This window comes from Ancalomicrobiaceae bacterium S20 (genome assembly GCA_040269895.1).
Taxonomy (GTDB): Bacteria; Pseudomonadota; Alphaproteobacteria; order Rhizobiales; family Ancalomicrobiaceae; genus Methyloraptor; species Methyloraptor flagellatus.
Genome location: CP158568.1, coordinates 3,120,482 through 3,142,604 on the forward strand (window position 1 = coordinate 3,120,482; position 22,123 = coordinate 3,142,604).

At 69.3% G+C, this 22,123-nt stretch carries 18 protein-coding genes and 1 pseudogene; 6 read left to right on the forward strand and 13 right to left on the reverse strand.

Annotated elements, in window-relative coordinates; translation table 11 throughout:
* Window positions 1-7: 7 nt before the first annotated feature.
* The 10 genes and pseudogenes from ABS361_14205 to hemA form a co-directional block, all read right to left on the reverse strand.
* Complete coding sequence (locus ABS361_14205; protein ID XBY43245.1) at window positions 8-934, reverse strand: ABC transporter permease; 927 nt, start codon at window positions 932-934, stop codon at window positions 8-10.
* Window positions 931-2,013 (reverse strand): ABC transporter permease, encoded by a 1,083-nt coding sequence (locus ABS361_14210; GenBank protein XBY43246.1) that lies wholly within the window; start codon window positions 2,011-2,013, stop codon window positions 931-933. Before ABS361_14210 ends, ABS361_14205 begins: the two co-directional genes overlap by 4 nt.
* Window positions 2,003-3,608 (reverse strand): annotated as a pseudogene (locus tag ABS361_14215) (ABC transporter ATP-binding protein). The gene ABS361_14210 and the pseudogene ABS361_14215 overlap by 11 nt, the downstream one beginning before the upstream one ends.
* Before the next feature lie 11 nt (window positions 3,609-3,619).
* A complete protein-coding gene (gene xdhC, locus ABS361_14220) occupies window positions 3,620-4,684 on the reverse strand; it encodes a xanthine dehydrogenase accessory protein XdhC (protein XBY43247.1) in 1,065 nt (354 codons plus the stop codon).
* The gene (gene xdhB, locus ABS361_14225) at window positions 4,681-7,026 is read right to left on the reverse strand and encodes a xanthine dehydrogenase molybdopterin binding subunit (GenBank protein XBY43248.1); all 2,346 of its coding nucleotides are present in this window, start codon (window positions 7,024-7,026) and stop codon (window positions 4,681-4,683) included. Before xdhB ends, xdhC begins: the two co-directional genes overlap by 4 nt.
* A complete protein-coding gene (gene xdhA, locus ABS361_14230) occupies window positions 7,010-8,503 on the reverse strand; it encodes a xanthine dehydrogenase small subunit (protein ID XBY43249.1) in 1,494 nt (497 codons plus the stop codon). The genes xdhB and xdhA overlap by 17 nt, the downstream gene beginning before the upstream one ends.
* Window positions 8,504-8,506: 3 nt before the next feature.
* Entirely contained in the window at window positions 8,507-8,863 is a 357-nt protein-coding gene (gene uraH, locus ABS361_14235) for a hydroxyisourate hydrolase (GenBank protein ID XBY43250.1), read from the reverse strand.
* A 191-nt stretch (window positions 8,864-9,054) separates the two neighbouring features.
* Window positions 9,055-10,011, reverse strand: a complete 957-nt coding sequence (locus ABS361_14240) for a LysR family transcriptional regulator (protein XBY43251.1) — start codon at window positions 10,009-10,011, stop codon at window positions 9,055-9,057.
* A 336-nt stretch (window positions 10,012-10,347) separates the two neighbouring features.
* Window positions 10,348-11,703 carry a murein biosynthesis integral membrane protein MurJ gene (murJ, locus tag ABS361_14245; GenBank protein XBY43252.1) on the reverse strand — a complete coding sequence of 452 codons (1,356 nt, stop codon included), beginning with the start codon at window positions 11,701-11,703 and terminating at the stop codon, window positions 10,348-10,350.
* 225 nt (window positions 11,704-11,928) lie between these two features.
* Window positions 11,929-13,215 carry a 5-aminolevulinate synthase gene (gene hemA / locus ABS361_14250; protein ID XBY43253.1) on the reverse strand — a complete coding sequence of 429 codons (1,287 nt, stop codon included), beginning with the start codon at window positions 13,213-13,215 and terminating at the stop codon, window positions 11,929-11,931.
* 283 nt (window positions 13,216-13,498) lie between these two features.
* Between hemA and ABS361_14255 the strand changes: the two genes are divergently transcribed.
* The 6 genes from ABS361_14255 (at window position 13,499) to ABS361_14280 (ending at window position 18,863) form a co-directional block, all read left to right on the forward strand.
* Window positions 13,499-14,029 carry a response regulator gene (locus ABS361_14255; GenBank protein ID XBY43254.1) on the forward strand — a complete coding sequence of 177 codons (531 nt, stop codon included), beginning with the start codon at window positions 13,499-13,501 and terminating at the stop codon, window positions 14,027-14,029.
* 82 nt (window positions 14,030-14,111) lie between these two features.
* Window positions 14,112-14,555: an Rrf2 family transcriptional regulator gene (locus ABS361_14260; GenBank protein XBY43255.1), complete on the forward strand. Its 444-nt coding sequence runs from the start codon at window positions 14,112-14,114 to the stop codon at window positions 14,553-14,555.
* Window positions 14,556-14,816: 261 nt separating this feature from the next.
* Window positions 14,817-15,908, forward strand: coding sequence for a sulfate ABC transporter substrate-binding protein (locus tag ABS361_14265; GenBank protein XBY43256.1), 1,092 nt, complete (start codon window positions 14,817-14,819; stop codon window positions 15,906-15,908).
* 56 nt (window positions 15,909-15,964) lie between these two features.
* Complete coding sequence (gene cysT, locus ABS361_14270) at window positions 15,965-16,858, forward strand: sulfate ABC transporter permease subunit CysT (GenBank protein XBY43257.1); 894 nt, start codon at window positions 15,965-15,967, stop codon at window positions 16,856-16,858.
* Window positions 16,858-17,745 carry a sulfate ABC transporter permease subunit CysW gene (gene cysW, locus ABS361_14275; GenBank protein XBY43258.1) on the forward strand — a complete coding sequence of 296 codons (888 nt, stop codon included), beginning with the start codon at window positions 16,858-16,860 and terminating at the stop codon, window positions 17,743-17,745. Before cysT ends, cysW begins: the two co-directional genes overlap by 1 nt.
* Before the next feature lie 17 nt (window positions 17,746-17,762).
* Entirely contained in the window at window positions 17,763-18,863 is a 1,101-nt protein-coding gene (locus ABS361_14280) for a sulfate/molybdate ABC transporter ATP-binding protein (GenBank protein XBY43259.1), read from the forward strand.
* A gap of 7 nt (window positions 18,864-18,870) precedes the next feature.
* On the opposite strand, the gene ccoS is transcribed toward ABS361_14280, so the two are convergent.
* From ccoS to ABS361_14295, 3 genes are all read right to left on the reverse strand, one after another.
* Window positions 18,871-19,035, reverse strand: coding sequence for a cbb3-type cytochrome oxidase assembly protein CcoS (gene ccoS, locus ABS361_14285; protein XBY43260.1), 165 nt, complete (start codon window positions 19,033-19,035; stop codon window positions 18,871-18,873).
* A gap of 52 nt (window positions 19,036-19,087) precedes the next feature.
* On the reverse strand, window positions 19,088-21,220 hold the full coding sequence (locus tag ABS361_14290) for a heavy metal translocating P-type ATPase (protein XBY46901.1): 2,133 nt from the start codon (window positions 21,218-21,220) through the stop codon (window positions 19,088-19,090).
* A gap of 239 nt (window positions 21,221-21,459) precedes the next feature.
* Window positions 21,460-21,969, reverse strand: coding sequence for a FixH family protein (locus ABS361_14295; GenBank protein ID XBY43261.1), 510 nt, complete (start codon window positions 21,967-21,969; stop codon window positions 21,460-21,462).
* Window positions 21,970-22,123 lie beyond the last annotated feature (154 nt).

Below are 22,123 nucleotides of genomic sequence, written 5' to 3' on the forward strand. Positions count from 1 at the left end.
TCGCTGCTCAGCGGTCCGGAACGAAGGGCTGGCCGAGGCAGGCGGGCGTGTTCGCCCGCATGACCAGCCGATTGCGCGAGATCACCACCAGCGCGCCGATGGTGACAAGATAGGGAAGCGCCGAAAGGAACTGCGCCGGGATGCCGATGCCGACGCCCTGGACGTAGAAGCCGAGGATCGTCACCGCGCCGAACAGATAGGCGCCCGCGACCACGCGGCCCGGCAGCCAGGACGAGAACACCACCAGCGCCAGCGCGATCCAGCCGCGGCCGGCGGTCATGTTCTCGACCCACTGCGGCGTATAGGCGAGGCTCAGATAGCCACCCGACAGGCCGGCGCAGGCGCCGCCGAACATGACACAGCCGTAGCGCACCGCGATCACCCGATAGCCGAGCGCATGCGCGGAGCCGTGGTTGTCGCCGACCGCGCGGATGATCAGGCCGAGGCGGGTGCGGAACAGCACGTGCCCGACCGCCAGCACCAGCGCGAAGGAGACATAGACGAGCAGATCCTGGCCGAACAGGATCGGGCCGACGAAGGGCAGATCGGTCAGACCCGGGATGTCGAGCTTCGGCAGCCGCACGCCCGGCTGGCCGACGAAGCGCTCGCCGGCGAGGCCCGACAGGCCGAGACCGAGCAGCGTCAGCGCGAGGCCGGTCGCGACCTGGTTGGCGACCAGCGACAGCGTCAGCACCGCGAACAGCACCGAGAGCAAAGCCCCGCCGCGGCAGCGGCGACGATGCTCGATCAGCGGCGAGCCGGTGGTCAGCGCCGCGCCGAAGCCGGCGACGGCGCCCATCACCATCATGCCTTCGACGCCGAGGTTCAGCACGCCGGAACGCTCGACCACCAGTTCGCCGATCGCGGCGAGCAGGAGCGGCGTCGAGGCGGTGATGATGGTCAGGATCAGTGCCTGGAGCGCGAGCGCGGTCACGTGCGGGCCTCCGCCGGTTCACGGCCGGCGACGAGCCGGATGCGGTAGAGAATGAGCGTGTCGCAGGCGAGCACGTAGAAGAGCAGGATGCCCTGGAACACGCGCGCCACCTTGTCGGAGATGCCGAGGCCGACCTGCGCCGCCTCGCCGCCGAGGTAGGAGATCGCGAGCAGCAACGCCGCGAACACCACGCCGATCGGATTGAGCCGGCCGAGGAAGGCGACGATGATCGCGGTGAAGCCGTAGCCCGGCGAGATGCCCGGCTGCAGCTGGCCGACCGTCGCCATCACCTCCATGATGCCGGCAAGGCCCGCGAGGCCGCCGGAGAGCGCGAAGGCGAACAGCACGTTCTTCTCGGCCGAGAACCCTGCGAACCGGCCGGCGCGCGGCGCCTGGCCCATGACGCGGATCTCGAAGCCCTTCAGCATGCGCGTCATCATGATCGCGAGCGCGACCGCGACGACGAGCGCGACCAGTGCGCCCATATGGACCCGGCCACCGCCGAGCAACGGCAGCGTCTGCCAGTCCTCGAAGGCGACCGACTTCGGGAAGTTGAAGCCCTTCGGATCGCGCCAGGGGCCGCGCACGAGCCAATCGAGCAGCAGCTGCGAGACATAGACCAGCATCAGGCTGGTCAGGATCTCGTTGGCGCCGGCCTTGACCTTGAGCAGCGCCGGAATGAGGCCCCAGACGACGCCGCCGAGGATGCCGAGCACCAGCATCGCGACCAGCGTCAGCGGCGATTGCCAGCCGTTCGCCAGGATCGGGATCGCCGAGCCGACCAGCGCGCCGATCGTGAACTGACCCTCGGCGCCGATGTTCCAGACGTTTGCGCGGTAGGCGACCGAGAGCCCGACGCCGATCAGCGCGAGCGGCGTCGCCTTGACGATCAGTTCCTCGATCGACCAGAGCGTGGTCAGCGGTTCGACGAAGTAGACGTAGAGCCCCTTCAGCGGCGGCACGCCGGCGGCCGCGAAGATCAGACCGCCCGTCACGAGCGTCAGCGCGATCGCCAGAATCGGCGAGGCGATGGCCATGGTCGAGGAGCGCTCGGCGCGCTTTTCGAGCTCAATGCGCATGGCCGTCCGCCTCCCGGAGCCTGTTGGCGACATCGACCTTGTCCGAACTGCCGTGGGCGCCGCCCATCAGCAAGCCGATCTTCTCGAGCGTCAGCACATGGGCGTCGTAGGCCGGCGACAGGTGGCCGCGCGAGATGACCGCGATGCGATCGGCGATCTCGAAGATCTCGTCGAGATCCTGGCTGATCACCAGCACCGCCGCCCCCTCCGCCGCCAAATCGACCAGCGCCTGCCGGATCAGCGCCGCCGCGCCCGCGTCGACGCCCCAGGTCGGCTGGTTGACGACGAAGATCCCCGGCTTGCGATCGAGCTCGCGGCCGACGACGAATTTCTGCAGGTTGCCGCCGGAGAGCGCGCGCGCCTCCGGATCGGGCTTGCCCTTGCGCACGTCATAGGCGGAGGAGACGCGCGCGGCCGTGCCGTTCGCCTCGCCGAAATCGATGAAGCCGCCGGTCGAGGCGCCGCCGCCCGAACCGGTCGCATGGCGGGTCAGGATGACGTTTTCGGAGAGCTTGAAGCCCGGCACGGCGCCGTGGCCGAGCCGTTCCTCGGGGACAAAGGCCGCGCCGAGCGCGCGCCGGCCGGTCACGTCGAGATGGCCGACCTCGCGGCCGTCGAGCTTCACGGCGCCGACCCGATCGGCGGTGCGCTCGCCGGAGATCACGTCGAAGAGCTCGGACTGGCCGTTACCGGCGACGCCGGCAATCGCCAGCACCTCGCCGGCGCGCACCTCGAAGCGAGACCTTCTCCAACGCGACCGCGAAGGGGCCGTTGGCCGGCAGGTCGCATTTGTCGAGCACGAGCCGCGGCTTGCCCTCGCTGCGCGCCCGCTTCGGCCTGATGGCATGGACGTCGGCGCCGACCATCAGGCGGGCGAGGCTCGCGGCGGTCTCGTTGCGCGGATCGACGCGGCCGACCACCTTGCCGTGACGCAGGATGGTCGAGGCGTGGCAGAGGCGTTTCACCTCTTCCAGACGGTGCGAGATGTAGAGGATCGCGCAGCCTTCGCTGGCGAGCCGTTCGAGCGTCAGGAACAGCTGATCCGCCTCCTGCGGCGTCAGCACCGCGGTCGGCTCGTCCATGATCAGGAGCTTCGGTTCCTGGAGCAGGCAGCGCACGATCTCGATGCGCTGACGCTCGCCGACCGACAGATCCGCGACCGTCGCGCTCGGCACCAGGGGTAGGCCGTATTCGGCCGAGACGCGCGCGATCGTGGCCGAAAGCTTCTTCAGGTCGAACGGGCCTGGCAGCGCGAGCGCGATGTTCTCGGCGACGGTCAGCGCCTCGAACAGCGAGAAGTGCTGGAACACCATGCCGACGCCGAGCTTGCGGGCGACGTTCGGCGAGGCCATCACGACCGGCTCGCCCTTCCAGCGGAACTCGCCCTCGGTCGGCTGCAGCGAGCCGTAGATCATCTTGACCAGCGTCGACTTGCCGGCGCCGTTCTCGCCGAGCAGTGCATGGATCTCGCCGGGCATGACCTTGAGGTCGACGTGGTCGTTGGCCGTCAGCGTGCCGAAGCGCTTGACGATGCCGCGCGCCTCGATCAGCGGCACGGCCGGGGCTGCGGCCGTGCCCGGCGTCGGGGTATCCATCTCCGCCACGCTCATGCGCGCCTCCGAACCATGCCGCCGCGCGTTGGGATCGGCCGCTCCGCGTCGGCGGGCCCGGCGCCGGCGCCATCGGCGCCCGAAACCGCGCTCGCCGTCTCGTCGGCGACCAGCAGCTCGACCGCGACCGAGGCCGCGATGGCGGCCGGCAGCTTGGAGACCGGGCCGCCGGCACCGATCGGGCAGACCATGGCGGCCACCGCCTCCGGGCCGTGGCCCGTCTCGGCCAGACGTTTGGAGAAGCGCGCGCGTTTCGTCGCCGAGCCGATCACGCCGACATAAGGAAAGACGTCGCGGCGGAGTGCCGCGTCGACGAGCGCGAGATCGAGGGCATGAGAATGGGTCATGACCAGAACCAGTGCACCGGGCGCCGCTGCGGCGACCGCGGCGACGGGATCATCGGGACGGACGAGCGTGACGTTGCCTGGGACATGAGCAGGAAAGGCTTCGGGTCTCGGATCAATCCAGAGCACGCGGAACGGCAGTGGCGCAAGAGCGAGCACGAGCGCGCGTCCGACATGTCCTGCACCGAAAATGAGCACGGTACGGCCAACCGCGCCGAAACGCTCCGTCATCTGCCGATCCGAGCCCGTCGCGAGCGTGGCCGATGGGGGCAGCTCGGGCGTGGCCGCGAGGCTGTCCGCGGCGACGATCGCGCGCCGGAGCGTGCCTGTGCCGCCGGCCGGTCGCTGCGACCGGGTCACGAAGCCGCCGGCCGCCTCGCGTGATTCGTAGTCGGCGACCTCGGAGAGCCGGCTCGCGTCGAAATATTCGAAGCCGACGATCACCCGGCCGCCGCAGCACTGGCCGAGATCGGGGCCGAGCGCATAGCTCGTCTCGCTCCATCCCGCGACGCCACGGTGGAGGCCGGCCTGCGCCTCGGCGAGCGCCTGCCATTCGAGCGTGCCGCCGCCGATCGTGCCGTGAAAACTGCCGTCGACGTGGACGATCATGCGTGCGCCCGGCTCGCGGGGCGAGGATCCGAGCGCCTCGACGATCGTGACGGCGGCGACGCGGCCGTCACGATCGAGAGCGCGGCGGATCTTCGCCCAGTGGCTCATGGCGCCAGCCCTCCGCGCGTCGCGCGCGCCTTCACGGCGGCGCAGGCCTTGAGGATCGCCTCCGGCGTCGCCGGCGCGGAGAGCGGCGGCACGATACCGGGCGCAAGGCTCGCCACCGCGTGGGTGATCGCCGAGAACACCGAGATGCCGAGCATCACCGGCGGCTCGCCGACCGCCTTCGACCGGTAGATCGTATCCTCGCGCGCTCCGCCGGACTCGAACAGCGCGACGCGGAAATCGGCCGGCACGTCGGAGGCGGTCGGGATCTTGTAGGTCGACGGCGCATGGGTGCGGAGCCGGCCCTCGGCGTCGAACACCAGTTCTTCCGTGGTCAGCCAGCCCATGCCCTGCACGAAGCCGCCCTCGATCTGACCGATATCGATCGCCGGATTGAGCGATCTGCCGACGTCGTGGAGGATGTCGACGCGGTCGATCCGCATCTCGCCGGTCAGCGTGTCGATGGTGACTTCCGAGCACGACGCGCCATAGGCGAAGTAGAAGAACGGCCGGCCTTTCACCGCCGCGCGATCCCAGTGGATCTCCGGCGTACGGTAGAAGCCGGCGTGGCTCAGCTGGATGCGCGCGAGGTGGCAGGATTTCGCCAGTTCCCCGAAGCTCATCGACTTGTTGGCGCCGAAGACGCGACCGTCGCGGAAGCGGATTTCGGCGGGCACGCAATCCCAGAGCGCGGCGGCGTGCGCCGCCATGCGCTCGCGGATCGCGCCGGCGGCGATCCTGGCCGCCATGCCGTTGAGATCGGTGCCCGACGAGGCCGCGGTCGGCGCGGTGTTCGGCACCTTGGCGGTCGTGGTCGCGGTGATGCGCACCTGATCGAGGCCGACGCCGAATTCCTCGGCGACCACTTGCGCCACCTTGGTGTGGAGCCCCTGCCCCATCTCGGTGCCGCCGTGATTGGCCATGATCGAGCCGTCCGAATAGACGTGCACGAGCGCGCCGGCCTGGTTCAGATGGATCAGCGTGAACGAGATGCCGAATTTCACCGGCGTCAGCGCGATGCCCTTCTTCAGGATGCGGCTCTTCGCGTTGAAGGCATCGATCTCGGCCTTGCGGCGCGCGTAGTCCGACGTCCGCTCGAGCTCGGCGACGAGCTCGTGGATGATGTTGTCGGTGACCGGCATGCCGTAGGGCGTCGTATCGGTCGGGTCCTTGTAGAAATTGCGCTTTCTGAGCTCGAGCGGATCGAGGCCGAGCGTGATGGCGATCGCATCCATCATCCGCTCGGCGAAGACCATGCCCTGCGGACCGCCGAAGCCGCGGAAGGCGGTGTTGGAGACCGTATCGGTCAGGAGCCGGCGCGAGTGGATGCGCGCGTGCGGGTAGAGATAGGCGTTGTCGGAGTGGAACATCGCCCGGTCGTTGACGCCGAGCGACAGGTCGGCCGAGTAGCCGCAGCGCGAATAGAGCTTGCTGTCGACGGCAAGGATCCGGCCCGTCTCGTCGAAGCCCGCCGCCCAGTCGACGCGCATGTCGTGGCGCTTGCCGGTCATGATCATGTCGTCGTCGCGGTCGAGCCGGATCTTGGCCGGGCGGCCGGTCACGCGCGCGGCGATGGCGGCGATGACCGCCCATTGCGTCGCCTGGCTCTCCTTGCCGCCGAAGCCGCCGCCCATGCGGCGGCATTCGCAGACGATCGCCGCATCCGGCAGGCCGAGCACGCGCGCGGCGACGTGCTGGACCTCGGTCGGATGCTGCGTCGAGGAGTGGATCAGGATATCGCCGTCCTCCTGGGGGATGGCGAGCGCGGCCTGGCCTTCGAGATAGAAGTGCTCCTGGCCGCCGATCCGGAACGTCTCCGACAGGCTGAGCGGAGCCGCGGCGATCGCAGCATCCGGATCGCCTTTCAGGAACTCGTAGGGCGGCAGCACATCGGTGTTGCGGTCGAGCGCATCGTCGGCGGTGACCGCCGGCTTGGCGGCATCGACGGCGATCTTCGCGAGCCGCGCGGCCCGGCGGGCGGCATCGCGCGTCTCGGCGACCACCGCGAAAACGACCTGACCGTGGAACAGGATCTCGTCTTCGGCGAAGACCGGATCGCCGCCGATCGACGGCGAACAGTCGTTGAGCGCGGGCACGTCCCTGGCGGTCAGAACCTTGACCACGCCCGGATAGGCTTCGACGTCGGCGAGATCGATCGAGACGATCCGGCCGCGCGCCGCGCTGCGGGCATGACCGGGCGCGACATGCAGTGTGCCGGCGGGCTCGCGGATGTCGTCGATATAGGTCGCGGCGCCGGCGACGTGCTTCGGGGCGCTGTCATGGGGATGCGGCTTGGAGACGACCGCGAGGCCGTCGAAGCCGTTCGGATCAGGCGACGCGTTCAAGGCCGGCCTCCCTGTGTCCGATCACCCGGGTCTCGGCCGTGGGACGGCCGGCGATCTCGATCAATCCCTTCGTCAGCAGCCCGCGCGCGGCGGTCGCCCGATAGGTTGCGCTCGCGCGCATGTCGCCGATCGGCTGGAAGTCGACGCTCAGTGCATCGAGCGCCGGCAGCCACGCCGCCTCGTCGTCGATGCTGACGCCGACCAGCGCCGCCTCGGTGGCGCTCGCGCGCTTCGGCGTCGCCGCCATGCCGCCGAAGGCGATCCGCGCCGCGGTGATTGTGCGGCCGTCGAGGGTCAGCCGCATCGCCGCCATCACGGCGGAAATGTCCTGATCGAACCGCTTCGACAGCTTGAACGCGCGGAACGCATCGTTGGTGCCCGGCCGCGGCACCAGGATGCGGCGCAGGAATTCGCCCGGCCGGCGGTCCTGCTTGCCATAGGCGATGAAGAAATCCTCGATGGGCAGCCGGCGGATTTCGGTTCCGAACTGCAGCTCGATGGTCGCGCCGAGCGCGATCAGGGCCGGCGGGGTATCGCCGATCGGCGAGCCGTTCGCGACATTGCCGCCGACCGTGCCGGAGGCGCGCACCTGGGTCGAGCCGATCCGGCGCAGCAGTTCGCCGAGGTCTGGGTCGAGCGCGGCGATCGCAGCCTCAGCCGCCGCATAGGTCGCGGTCGCGCCGATCGACAGGCCCTCGGCCGTCGTCTCGATCGCGTCGAGACCGGCAACGCGGCCGAGATGGACGATCTTCGGCAGGCTGCGCAGTTGCTTGGTCACCCAGAGGCCGACGTCGGTGCCGCCGGCGAGAATGGTCGCATCCGGATGGGCCAGCAGCAGGTTTGCCAAGCTATCGATGCTCGCGGGCGCGGCGAAGAAGCTCTGCTCGGTCCCGACGAAGAGGTCGATGCCGTCGGCGAGCCCGGCGAGGGCGCGTGCGGTCTCGGCCCGCGCCGCGCCGAAGGCATCAGCCGGGGCCGCCTCAGGGCGCGCGCCGCAGGCGTCGAGCGCGGCGTCGACGATCGGGCGATAGCCGGTGCAGCGGCAGAGATTGCCGGCGAGCCGGTCGAGCACGGCGGCGCGGCTCGCCTCGCCCTCTTCCTGATAGAGCGTGAAGAGGCTCATCACGATGCCGGGCGTGCAGAAGCCGCATTGGCTGCCGTGGTGGCGCACCATCGCGTCCTGAACCGGGTGCAGGGCGCCGTCCGGGCCGGTGAGATCCTCGACCGTGACGATCTCGGCGCCGTCGATCTGACCGAGCAGCTGGATGCAGGCATTGACCGGGCGATAGACCACGCGGCCGGCTTCGAGGCGGCCGATCGCGACCGTGCAGGCGCCGCAGTCGCCCTCGCCGCAGCCTTCCTTGGTGCCGAGGCGCTTGCGCTCCAGGCGCAGATGATCGAGCAGCGTGGTCGTCGGCGCGAAACCGGCGACCTCGACGATCTGACCGCGCGAGAAATAGCGGATGCGATCACGCATGGCTCAGCTCCCCCGGTAGGTCGAATAGCTGTAGGGCGAGACGAGCAGCGGCACATGGTAGTGCGCGGCCGGATCGGCGACGCCGAAGCGCAGCGGCACCACATCGAGGAAGGCCGGCTCGGCCAGCGTCACACCGATGGCGCGGAAATAGTCGCCGACCGCGAATTCGAGCTCGTAGGTGCCGGCCGCGAAGGCGGCGCCCTCGAGCAGCGGGCCGTCGATGCGGCCGTCGGCGTTGGTCAGCACCTGCTTCAGAAGACGGCGTCCGCTCCCACCGTCCAAGGCGAAGAGCGCCACGGCCAGCCCGTGGGCCGGGCGGCCTGTCGCGGTGTCGAGTACATGCGTCGTCAGGCGCCCCATCCGCAACGTCCCTTTGCACCCGTCGTCCGCCCGCAGGCGACGATCGGTGCTTCGCATTTCACCGGATGCTATCATGCGCTGATGTCGATTGCTCGAAAAAGCGCAGAATTTCGACGGAATGGATCGAACAATTAGATCGATTCGGCCATCGCTCAGCCTTGCGGCAGCCTATTGCCCATAGGGCAGGCATTTCAGACCCGGGACGCGGTGGCCTCGGCCGTCGCGCCGTCGCCGGAGCGAGCCGTGCTCCAGACCTCCTCGAGGAAATCGGCGAAGGCGGCGAGCGCCAGGCTCGGCGTCCGCGCCTTGAGCCGGATCACCACCAGCCGGTCGAGCGCGACGTCGGCGTCCTCGATGGGCAGAAGAGCGAGGCTGCCCGCGGCGAGTTCGCGCTCGATGCCGACCGGGGTGTGGAAAGCGACGGCGACGCCGTCGCGGGCGAGCGTCGACATCAGCCGCAGCGAATCGGCCTCGACGCGGACCGTCAGCGTACCGGCGTGGCGCGCGAGCGCCGGGTCGAGCGCCTCGCGCAAGCTGAGGCCCTTCGCCGGCACGGCCAGCGGTTCGCCCGCGAGGTCGGCGATGGCGATGCCGGAGCGCGTCGCAAGCCGGTGGCCGGGCGCGACCAGCGCGCCGATACGATGCGCCTCGGCAAAGACCGCCTCGAAGGCCTCGTCCTCGCGCGGGTTGAAGGTGAAGCCGATGTCGACGTCGCCGGCCTCGACCATGCGCTCGACCGCCTCCGAGCCGGCGACCGCGATCGCGATCTCGATGCCGGGATAGCGTTGCCAGAAGGCGGCGAGCAGCCGCGGCAGGCGCTCGACCGAAACGCTTTCGACCGTCGCGATGCGCACCCGGCCACGCTTCAGCCCGCGCAGGGCATCGAGTTCGGCAACGGCGTCGCCGACGTGGACGAGCGTGGCGCGGAGCTGGCGCACCAAGACCTGACCGGCTTCGGACAGGCGCAAGCCCCGGCCGACGCGATCGAACAGGCGAATGCCGAGCTGATCCTCGAGCAGCAGGATCTGCCGGTTCACCGCCGATGAGACGATGTTGAGCTCGCGGGCTGCAGCCCGGATCGATCCGGCCTCGGCCACGGCAAGAAAATATCGGTACGCGTTCGAGAGAACCGCCGCTTCCTGCCGCATACCCCCTCCGCGGCCACTCCGCACACCGGGTCGGCCGTCCCTGACGATGCGACTGTGGCAAGATCACCCGGGCCTGGCAATCGGCTGGAGCGCGGGCCGCGGAAAGCCTGACGAGGTGGCGCCAGCGCCTTGGCGCATAGCCAAATCACATCGCTTTTGTTCAATGTTTCGTAAAATCCGCCGCAATGTCATTTTGTAATGCTTCTGTTCTTTATACGTCCATTAATATCGGATCGTATATATTTTCGTGCATAACCTTGCGGAACACATCATGAACTACAGGACGGATTGCTCAGAGCGATAGATCCTGCGTCGAGATTTGCTTCGGAACCGTCATCACTCGGCTCGCGATCGCCGGCGCGCCTCGAGCAGGACCAGCAGCAGCAGATTGATCCAGGCGCCAGCCGAGGTGGCGGCAGCGAGGCCGACGACATCATAGCGCTCGGTCAGGAGCAGCTTCAAAACCACATTGGCGCCGATCGCAACGAAGGCGACGAACATCGGTGTCGTGGTGTCGCCGCGGGCGTGAAAGCCCGAGACGACCGATCGCAACAGCACGATCGCCATCAGTCCGAACGCATAGGCCTGCAAGGTCAGCCCGGCGCGGTCGGCGGCATCGGCATGGAAGGCGCCGCGTTCGAAGGCGAGCGCGACCAGCAGCTTCGGCACGAACAGGAAGGCCAGCACGAAGGGCAGCGTCAGCACCGCGCTCCAGAACACCGCGCGGCCCTGGGCGCGGCGCGCGCCGGCCTCGTCGTCGGCCGCGATGCGCCGCGCCAGTTCCGGCAGCAATACGGTGCCGACCGCGACACCGATCACCCCGATCGGTAGCTGGTACAGCCGGTCCGCATAGTAGAGCGCCGAGACCGCGCCGACCGGCAGGCTCGCGGCGACGATCGTGTCGACGAACATGGCGATCTGCGACGCCCCCGAACCGATCACCGCCGGACCGAGCCGCTTCAGGAACGTCCGGAACGCCGGATCCAGCGTCGGCATGCGCAGGCGCAGGTCGAGCCCGGCGCGGCCGAGCGCGAGCACCAGGAGCAGGATCTCGGCGAAGCCCGCGACCGTCACGCCGATCGCCGCCGCATAGGCCGGCACCTCGCCCTTGGCGACGCCGAGCGCCGCGACCAGGCCGAGCGCGACCACCACGCCGAGATTGAACAGGATCGGTGCGGCCGCCGCCGCCGCGAAACGCTGATGCGCGTTGAGCACCGCACCCATCACGGTCACGGCGGTGACGCAGGTCAGATAGGGGAAGGTGATGCGGGTCAGCGCCACCGTCAGGTCGCCGAGCACCGGATCCTTGCCGAAGTCGGGCGTCAACAGCACCAGGAACGGCCGCGTCCAGATCTCGGCGGCGATGAGGAGGATCGCCATGATCGCGGTCAGCGCCCCGGCGATGCGTCCGGCCGAGATCAGCGCCGCCTGCTGGCCGACGCGTTCGAGCTGGCCGGCATAGGTCGGCACGAAGGCCGAGTTGAACGCGCCCTCGGCGAAGATGGCGCGGAAATGATTGGGCAGCCTGAGCGCGATGAAGAAGGCGTCCGCGAGCGGCCCGGCGCCGAGCACGGCCGCGAGCACGACGTCGCGCAGGAAGCCGGAGGCGCGCGACAGCATCGTGAAGCCGGAGACGGTGCCCGCCCGCTTCAGGAAGGCGGCGGCAGCGCCGGTCGGCACGAAGCGGGGCATGAAGGATCTCGCCAAGCGGAGGAGAGGGAAGGAATCGCAGCAGCGATAGGGCCCGACCGCTAGGCAAGGATCAAGGCGCAGGCGTGGCCATGCAGGCGACCTTCGCGAAAGGCGACGTCGCGGATCCGGCCCCGGCCGAGGCGTCGGGCAAAAAGGGGAGTTCGCCCGACCATTAAGGCCGAGGCGGCGCCATCGTCCGCGCCGCCCCGATCGCGACCCGAACGATCAGCCGCCGGCGCGGGTCACGGCCATGCGGGTGACCGGCGCCTCGACGGCCGCCTCGGTCTCCGCCGCGTCGACCGGGCCGGAGAGCGGCAGGCCGAGGCGGGTCCAGACGTCGACCAGCGCGATCTTCAGCGCCCCGATCAGCGCCTCGTCGTGGAACGGCGTCGGCGTGATGCGCAGGCGCTCGGTGCCGCGCGGCACGGTCGGGTAGTTGATCGGCTGGATGTAGATGCCGTGCACCTCGAGCAGCAGGTCCGAGGCCTTCTTGCAGAGGTCGGCATCGGCAACCAGCACCGGCACGATGTGGGTCTCGCTCGGCATCACCGGCAGGCCGGCGGCGGCGAGCACGTCCTTGGTGCGCTGCGCCTGCGCCTGATGGCGTTCGCGCTCGGCGCCCGAGGCCTTCAGATGGCGGATCGAGGCGGTCGCCGCGGCGGCGATCGACGGTGGCAGCGCGGTCGTGAAGATGAAGCCCGGCGCATAGGAGCGCACGGCATCGATCACGGCCTTGGAGCCGGTGATGTAGCCGCCAAGCGTGCCGAACGCCTTGGCGAGCGTGCCCTCGATGACATCGATCCGGTGCATCAGGCCTTCGCGGTCGCAGATGCCGCCGCCACGCGGGCCGTACATGCCGACCGCATGGACCTCGTCGATGTAGGTCATGGCGCCGTACTTGTCGGCGAGATCCGCGATCGCCGCGATCGGCGCGATGTCGCCGTCCATCGAATAGACCGACTCGAAGGCGATCAGCTTGGCCCGGTCCGGGCCGGCCGCGACGAGCAGTTCCTCGAGATGGGCGAGGTCGTTGTGGCGGAACACCTTCTTGTCGCAACCCGAGCGGCGGATACCCTCGATCATCGAGGCGTGGTTCAGCTCGTCGGAGAGGATCAGGCAGTCGGGCAGCAGGCGCGCGATGGTCGAGATCGCCGCCTCGTTGGAGACGAAGCCCGAGGTGAAGGTCAGCGCGGCTTCCTTGCCGTGCAAGTCGGCGAGCTCGGCCTCGAGCTCGACCAGCGGATGATTGGTGCCGGAGATATTGCGCGTGCCGCCCGCGCCCGCGCCCATGCGCTGGACCGCGTCGATCATCGCGCCGGTGACGGAGGGATGCTGGCCCATGCCGAGATAGTCGTTGGAGCACCACACGACGATTTCACGCTCGGCGCCGTCGCGGCGCCAGACCGCGCGCGGGAAGCGGCCGGAGATTCGTTCCAGATCGGCGAAGACGCGATAGCGCTTCTCGGTCTTGAGGGCCGAGAGCGCGGATTCGAAAATCGCGGAATAGTCCATGTCCGTCCTCGAGCTTGTCGGCCGCTTTCCCCCGGCGTCGAGCCCCTTCCGGGTTCTCGCCGCCGCGCCCCTCCTGGCCGCACCGCCGGACCCGTCCCGAGCCGGCAACACGTCGTTTAAGTTAGGCTACTTCTAAACACCTTGACGGAAATCAACCAGAGGGGCGGATCGTCGCCTGCGCATGGCGGCAGTGCGACGCCGGGACGCGGGGAAACGCCGAAAACGGCCCGGATCGGCGCGGGTCCTTCTCCGGCAACCGGTTCTTCACGTTTTCCGGAGCAGAATGCCGGAACGGAGGGTACTCGTGAACCTCGATCTGGCATCGCTGACATTTCTCGTCGTCGAGGACAGTGCCTACATGCGCACGATCCTGCGCACGATGCTGCAGGGCTTCGGCGCGCGACGCATTGTCGAGGCCGAAGACGGCGCGTCCGGGCTCGAGGCGATGGACCGCGCCAACCCGGACATCCTGATCCTGGATTGGGTCATGCCGATCCTCGACGGCGCCGACATGGTGCGGATGATCCGCAACCCGCAGAACCCGTTCGCCTATGTGCCCGTCATCATGGTGACGGCGCATACAGAGCGCTCGCGCATCCTGGAGGCGCGCAAGCTCGGCATCCATGAACTGCTGTGCAAGCCGATCTCGGCCAAGGCGCTCTACCAGCGCGTGGCGAGCGTCATCCTGCATCCGCGCGAATTCGTTCGCACGCCGACCTATTTCGGCCCGGCACCGCGCGCGATCCGCAACCGGCAGAAGATCTGGGAATCGAAGCCGCAGGTCATCGGGGCCAAGAGCGACGCGGCGGCCTGAGCGGCGCAGCTCGCCGCCGGACGGTTGTCATCGTCCTTCCGACACGATATCCCGGCTCGATCGAGAACCCGGCCACCCGCGCATGATCACGCAGAAAGCCCGCTACGCCTTCAAAGCCCTGATCGCGCTCGCCCGCGCCGGCGAGACGGGTCTGGCGGCGCGCGACGTCGCGGCGCGGGAGCAGATCCCGCAGGCCTTCCTCGAGCAGATCCTGCTCGATCTGAAGCGCGCCGGGCTGGTCGGCAGCCGGCGCGGCCGCGAGGGCGGTTATTTCCTGGCCCGACCGGCGACGGACATCACCATCGGCAACGTGTTGCGCCTGGTCGACGGCCCGGTCGCGCCGCTGCCCTGCCTGTCGCGCAACTCCTACCGCCCCTGCGCCGACTGCAGCGACGAGGCGACCTGCGCGGTCCGCCACGTGTTCGCCGAGGCCTATGACGCCACTGTCGCCGTGCTCGACCGCACGACCCTCGCCGACAGTCTCGTCACCGCCGGTACGGGCGATATGGCCGCGCTCGGCGCCTGAACGCGTCCCTCTTCCATCCTCGCGTTCCCCCTCCGGCCGAGATCGGCCCGGAACGACCAGACACGTCCGTTAAGGTTCGGGTAACTCTTAGAACCATCTTGCGTATGAGGACTTCGGGCCGGATCGGGAAAAAATGTGATTTCGCGCCAACGCCCTTTTGTGAAACGATCCTATCGTGGTCGCCGAAACTCTGGAATTGACTAAGGCGACCTCCCAAGTCGACATTAGCGTCAGACAAAGGCCTCTTCAGGAGACCCCACCATGACCACGGCTCGGGACGCTACCGCATTCACCTCGCACCGGATCGCGCCGCGCCTGACCCGGCGCGTCGTCTGGCGCACGCTGCGCGACGTCGCGCTCGTCGCGGCCGCCTTCGGCTTCGTTGCCGCGACCACGATCGGCGCGCATGCACAGACGCAGCTGCTCAACGTCTCCTACGATCCGACCCGCGAGCTCTACAAGGAGATCAACGCCGCCTTCGCCTCCGACTGGAAGGCGAAGACCGGCGAGACCGTCACCGTGCGCGCCTCGCACGGCGGCTCGGGCGCGCAGGCGCGCGCCGTGATCGACGGGCTCGATGCCGACGTCGTGACGCTGGCGCTCGGCGGCGACATCGACGCGATCGCGGCGAAGACCGGCAAGATCCCGGCCGATTGGCAGAAGAAGCTGCCGAACAACGCCTCGCCCTACACGTCAACGATCGTGCTGCTCGTCCGCAAGGGCAACCCGAAGGGCATCAAGGACTGGGACGATCTCGCCAAGCCGGGCGTCGCGGTGATCACGCCGAACCCGAAGACCTCGGGCGGCGCGCGCTGGAACTACCTCGGCGCCTGGGCCTACGCGGCCAAGAAGTTCGGCGGCGACGAGGCCAAGATCCGGGCGTTCGTCGCCGCGATCTACAAGAACGTGCCCGTGCTCGACACCGGCGCCCGCGGTGCGACCACCTCCTTCGCCCAGCGTGGTCTCGGCGACGTGCTGATCGCCTGGGAGAACGAGGCCTATCTGGTCGGCGACGAGTTCGGCGCCGACAAGTTCGAGATCGTCGTCCCGAGCCTGTCGATCCTGGCCGAGCCGCCGGTCGCGGTCGTCGACGGCAACATCGACAAGAAGGGCACGCGCAAGCAGGCCGAGGCCTATCTCGCCTACCTCTACACCGACGCGGCGCAGAAGATCATCGCCAAGCACCACTACCGGCCGTCGAAGCCGGAGGCGGTCGACAAGGCGCTGGTCGATGCCTTCCCGAAGCTCGAACTCGTCACCATCGACGGTGCGTTCGGCGGCTGGGCCAAGGCGCAGCCGACCCACTTCGGCGACGGCGGCGTGTTCGACCAGATCTACAAGCCGACCAAGTGATCTGACGCTCGGGCCTTTCAGACGGCCCGGACGGGAGACGCGGGCCCCACGGAGATATGGGATTGAGCGCGACGACCACCCTCACCGCCCCCGCGCGGGCCCGCTTCAAGCTCGAGAGCCCGGGGCTTCTCCCGGGCTTCGGCCTGTCGCTCGGCTTCACGATCGCCTACCTGACGCTGATCGTGCTGATCCCGCTCGCTGCGCTGTTCCTGCGCGCGAGCGGCCTCGGGCTTTCCGGCCTATGGGCGATCGCCACCGATGCGCGCGTGATCGCCTCGCTGCAGGTGTCGTTCGGCATCGCCTTCGCGGCGGCGCTGATCAATGCGGTGTTCGGGCTCCTGACTGCCTGGGTGCTGGTGCGTTACGATTTTCCCGGAAAATCGCTGGTCGACGCGGCGGTCGACCTGCCATTCGCGCTGCCGACCGCGGTCGCGGGCATTGCGCTCGCGACCCTCTACGCGCCGGCGTCGGGCAATGCCGCCAACAACTGGGTCGGCGCGTTCCTTGATACGCATTTCGGCGTCAAGGTCGCCAACACGCCGCTCGGCATTCTGGTCGCGCTCGTGTTCGTCGGCCTGCCCTTCGTCGTGCGCACCGTGCAGCCGATCCTGGCCGAGCTCGACCGCGAGGTCGAGGAAGCGGCGGCGACCATGGGCGCCTCGCGGCTCGCCACGATCCGGCGCGTGATCCTGCCGGCGCTGTTGCCGGCCGTGCTGACCGGTTTCGCGCTCGCCTTCGCCAGAGGGGTGGGCGAATACGGCTCGGTGATCTTCATCGCCGGCAACATGCCGTTCATCTCCGAGATCACGCCGCTGCTGATCGTCATCAAGCTCGAAGGCTTCGACTACACCGGAGCGACCGGCCTCGCGCTCGTCATGCTGGTGATCTCCTTCGCGCTCCTGCTCCTCGTCAACCTGCTCCAGGCCTGGACCCGCGGGAGGATCGGCTGATGACGGACACGTCCTTGCGCGACGCGCCGGCGCGGCCGCTGTTCGACGCCCGCGCCGCGGTGACCGAGACGCCGGTCGCGCGCTGGCTGCTGACCGCGATCGTGCTCGGCTTCCTGGCGCTGTTTCTGGTGCTGCCGCTCGGCGTCGTGCTGGCGGAAGCGTTCCGGAAAGGCGCCGGTGCCTATTTCGCCGCCTTCGAGGATCCGGACGCGGTCGCCGCGATCCGGCTGACGCTGCTCGTCGCCGCGATCGCGGTGCCGGCGAACCTCGTGTTCGGCGTCGCCGCGGCCTGGGCGATCACGCGCTATCGGTTTCCGGGCAAGAGCCTGCTCGTCACCCTGATCGACCTGCCGTTCTCGGTGTCGCCGGTGGTGTCCGGTCTCGTCTACGTGCTCCTGTTCGGCGCGCAGGGCTATTTCGGCCCCTGGCTCTCGGCGCATGGGGTCAAGATTATCTTCGCGCTGCCGGGACTGGTGCTCGCCACCGTGTTCGTGACGTTCCCGTTCGTGGCGCGCGAGCTGATCCCGCTGATGCAGGAGCAGGGCTCGGCCGACGAGGAGGCCGCGCTGACGCTCGGGGCGAGCGGCTTCACGATCTTCCGGCGCGTGACGCTGCCGAACATCAAGTGGGGCCTGCTCTACGGTGTGCTGCTCTGCAATGCCCGGGCGATGGGCGAATTCGGCGCCGTCTCGGTGGTCTCGGGCAAGATCCGCGGCCTGACCAGCACGATGCCGCTGCATGTCGAGATTCTCTACAACGACTACGACAGCGTCGCCGCCTTTGCGATGGCCTCGGTGCTCGCGGGCCTCGCGCTCGTGACGCTGGCCGTCAAGACCTTCCTCGAATGGCGTTTCGGCGATGAAATCGCCGCCGGCCGTCGACACTGAGAGCTTCGGAGCACCTCATGGAGATCCGCATCCGCGACCTCGCCAAGAGCTTCGACGGCTTCCGTGCGCTGCACGGCGTCGATCTCGACATCGCATCCGGCGAACTCGTCGCCCTGCTCGGTCCGTCCGGGTCCGGCAAGACCACGCTGCTGCGCGTCATCGCGGGCCTGGAGGCGGCAACCGGCGGCCACGTCTACTTCGGCGACGAGGACGCGACCACCATCCCGGTGCGCGAGCGCGGCGTCGGCTTCGTGTTCCAGCACTATGCGCTGTTCCGCCACATGACCGTCGCCGATAACATCGCCTTCGGCCTCAGCGTGCGCCCCCGCGCGACCCGGCCGCCCAAGGTCGAGATCGACAAGCGCGTCGGCGAATTGCTCGACCTCGTGCAGCTGACCGGGCTCGAGAAGCGCTACCCGACCCAGCTCTCCGGCGGCCAGCGCCAGCGCGTCGCGCTCGCCCGTGCGCTCGCCACCGAACCGAAGGTGCTGCTGCTCGACGAGCCGTTCGGCGCGCTCGACGCCAAGGTACGCAAGGAACTGCGCAAGTGGCTGCGCGAGATCCACGACCGGACCGGCAACACCACCCTGTTCGTCACCCACGACCAGGAAGAGGCGCTCGAACTCGCCGACCGCGTCGTGGTGCTCGACAAGGGCCACATCCAGCAGATCGGCACCCCGGATCAGATCTACGACGAGCCGGCGACGCCGTTCGTGTTCGACTTCATCGGCGACGCCTCCGTGCTGCCGGTCAACGTCGATCAGGGCAAGGCGTTCTTCTACGACCGCCGGATCGGGCTCGGCGTCGATGTGCTCGGCCATGGACCGGCGAAGCTCTACGTGCGGCCGCATCATTGGGACGTCGGCGCGGCCGGCGGCGGCGCGGGCGGGCTCGAGCTGGTCGGCACGGTCGTGACGCTGCGTCGCCACGGCGCGGCGCGGCGGGCCGAGATCGAGATCGGCAAGGGGCATCTGGTCGAGATCGAGATCGATGCCGCCGAGGAGGTCGCGATCGGCGACCGAATCGGCCTGAAGCCGCGGCGCTGGCGGCTGTTCTTCGCCGACGGCCACTCGATCGGCTCCAGCCCCGCGCGCACGGCGGCGGCGCGGCGCGGCTGACGCCGGCTCAGTCCTTCTTCGCCGGCGACGGCAGGTCGTCGTCGGAGAGGATGCGCCACTTGGCGCCCTCGAGATCGTCGTACTGGCCGGCCTTCAGCGTCCACATGAAGCCGAACAGGCCGACGAGGCCGAGGCCGATCGCGATCGGGATCAGGTAGATCAGCACGTCCACGGCGGTGATCCTTCCGTTCTAGTGGCGCCGGGCTTGGTGACGCCCGGCGCGCTCAGGCGCGCTTCAGGCGCAGGCGCAGCGCGTTGAGGGTCACGATGATCGACGATCCCGACATTGCCAAGGCGGCGATCAACGGCGTCACCAGGCCGACGACCGCGACCGGCACGGCGATCAAGTTGTAGATCACGGATATCCAGAGGTTCTCGACCATCGCGGCCCGGGCGGCGCGGGCGATCTTCAGGCTCGCCGCGACCGGGGCGAGCCGGTCGCCGAGGAACACCGCGTCGGCGGCTGCCTGCGACAGATGCACGGCGGTGACCGGAGACAGCGAGACATGCGCGGCGGCGAGCGCGGGCGCGTCGTTGAGGCCGTCGCCGACCATCAGCACGCGGTGGCCCTCGGCCTTCAACGCATCGAGCCGGGCGATCTTGTCGGCGGGCTTCAATCCCGCGCGCCAGTCGGCGACGCCGAGCGCGGCGGCGGCCTCGGCGACGGCTTCCTCGCGGTCGCCCGACAGGATCTCGATCCGGTAGCCGGCCGCCTTCAGCCGGCCGACCACTTCGACGGCGTCGGCGCGCAGACCCTGCTCGAAGGCGAGCAGCACCGGCTCGGCCGTGCCATGACGGAAGGCGACGAAGGAGGCATTCGGACGGCGTTCGACCATGGCCTCGACCGCGGCCGGATCGACGCCGCAGAAGGCGGGCGAGCCGAGCCGCGCCATTTCGCCGTCGAGCATCGCCTCGACGCCCTGGCCGGGGATCTCGCGCGCATCTTCGGGTGGCGCGGCGGCGTGCGTCGCCTCGGCCAATGCGAGCCCGAGCGGATGCCGGCTCGCGCGCGCCAGCCGGCCGGCGGCCTTCAGCACCGGCGTCGGGATCGCGGCGCCGTCGAGCAGCGCGGGGGCGGGCAGCGTCAGCGTGCCGGTCTTGTCGAACACGACGGTGTCGACCGCCGCGAGCCGCTCGATCGCATCGCCCGAATGCAGCAGCACGCCGCGCTTGAACAAGAGGCCCGAGACCACGACCTGCACGGCCGGGATCGCCAGCGCCAGCGCGCAGGGGCAGGTGATGATCAGCACGGAGACGGCGACGACCAGCGCATCGGCGACCGGTAATCCCTTGACCACCGTCCAGCCGAGGAAGGTCAGGAGCGCCGCGGTGTGGACGACCGGCGCGTAGGCCCGCGCCGCGCGGTCGGCGAGGCGCATGTAGCGCGACTTCGCCTGCGCGGCCGCCTCCAGGAGCCTATTGACCTCGTCGAGCAGCGTGCCCTCGGTCGCGGCGGTGACGCGGACCCGGAGCGCGCCGGAAACGTTGAGCGTGCCGGCGTAGACGCGGGCGCCCTTGGCGACCGGCACATGCGTGGTCTCGCCCGTCACCAGGCTCTGGTCGATCTCGGAGCCGCCGTCCTCGACGACGCCGTCGACCGCGACGCGCTCGCCGGGACGCACCAGCACCAGGGCGCCCGGATCGATCTTCGACAGCGGCACCTCGCGCACCGCACCGTCGGGCAGGATGCGGCTCGCGGTCTCGGCCCTGAGCGCCGCGACATTCTCCGCGACCGAACGCGTCCGACGGCGCATGTTCTGGTCGAGGAAGCGGCCGGTCAGCAGGAAGAACAGAAGCATCACGACCGAGTCGAAATAGGCCTCCGGCGCATGGCGCATGGTCTCGAAGATCGACAGGCCGAGCGTCAGCGTGATGCCGATCGAGATCGGCACGTCCATGTTGGTGCGATAGGCCCGGAGCGCCCGCAGCGCCGAGCGGAAGAACGGCCGACCGGAGTAGAACACCGCCGGCACCGCGATCAGCGCCGAGACCCAATGGAACAGGTCGCGCGTCGGGCCGTCGATGTCGGTGGCGTTGCCGGCCCAGACCGAGACCGACAGCAGCATGATGTTCATGGTCGCGAAGCCGGCCGCGCCCATGCAGCGCATCAGCTCGCGCGTCTCGGCCTCCTCCTCGGCCGAGCGGCGGCCGGGATCGAACGGATGGGCGCGATAGCCGAGTTCCTCGAGCCGGCGCACGACCTGGCCCGCATCGACGGCGGCGGGCGTCCAGTCGACGGCGAGGCGATGCGTGGTCAGGTTCAGCCGGGCGGCAGTCACGCCGGGCAGCGCCTTCAGCCCGTGCTCGATCGTCGACATGCAGGCGGCGCAGGTGATGCCCTCGACCGCGAGGTCCATGTGCGTGGAACCATCCGGACGCGGGGTCGCGAAAGCGTTCCAGTCGCGACCGCCGTCACGGACGGAAGCGGCGACCGGCTTCAGAGCGACCGGGGCGGCGGACGACGCCGAGATGGGCGACGAGGGCGAGTTCATCGGCGAATTCATCGACGGAGTTCCTGCTCGCGGGGTCGCGCCCGGCTCCGACCGGCCTCGCCGAACCGGCGAGGCGCGAAGCGGCGGAGCGCGTCCCGGCCGGCTCAGTTCAGGACGAGACGATTCTCGGAGAGGAACAGACGGCCCTGGGGTCCGTCGCCCTCGACGACCAGATGCCACTGGCCGGCGGCGACGCCCTCGGTCAGGCCCTGGAACACGCCCTCCCGACCCGGAACGGCGCCGAGCGCCACGACGCGGTCCTCGCGCCGGTCGGTCGGGCGCTGCAACGTCGCCTTGAAGGCAATGCCGGTGAGCGGCTTGCCGGCCGCGTCGCGGGCCTCGATGCGCACCACCGCGTGGCCGTCGGCCGAGCGCTCGGTATGGGTGGCGACCTTCCAGCCGCGCTCGGCCTGCGCGCGCGCAGCGGCGATCTCGGCATTGAAGCGCTGGCTGTCGCGATAGGAGCTGTCGGTCACGGTGCCGGGGAAGCTGCCGATCGCGAAATAGATCATCGCGCCGTTCACCGCGAAGATGAAACCGAAGAAGCCGATCAGCATGGCCAGAACGTGCCAGCCGGTCAGCCGCTTCTCTTGCCTATCCATCGTCATCGACATCATGCCCCTCCGCATGTGTTGGTCCTTCGATGCGCCATTCATGCGAGGATCCGGATCGTCCGTCCTTGACCAGGATCATTCCGAATGGACAGCCGGCGGTCACGAAGACGCGACCGCCGGTCTCTGTTGTCCTCGGCCCGCCCCATTCCGGAGT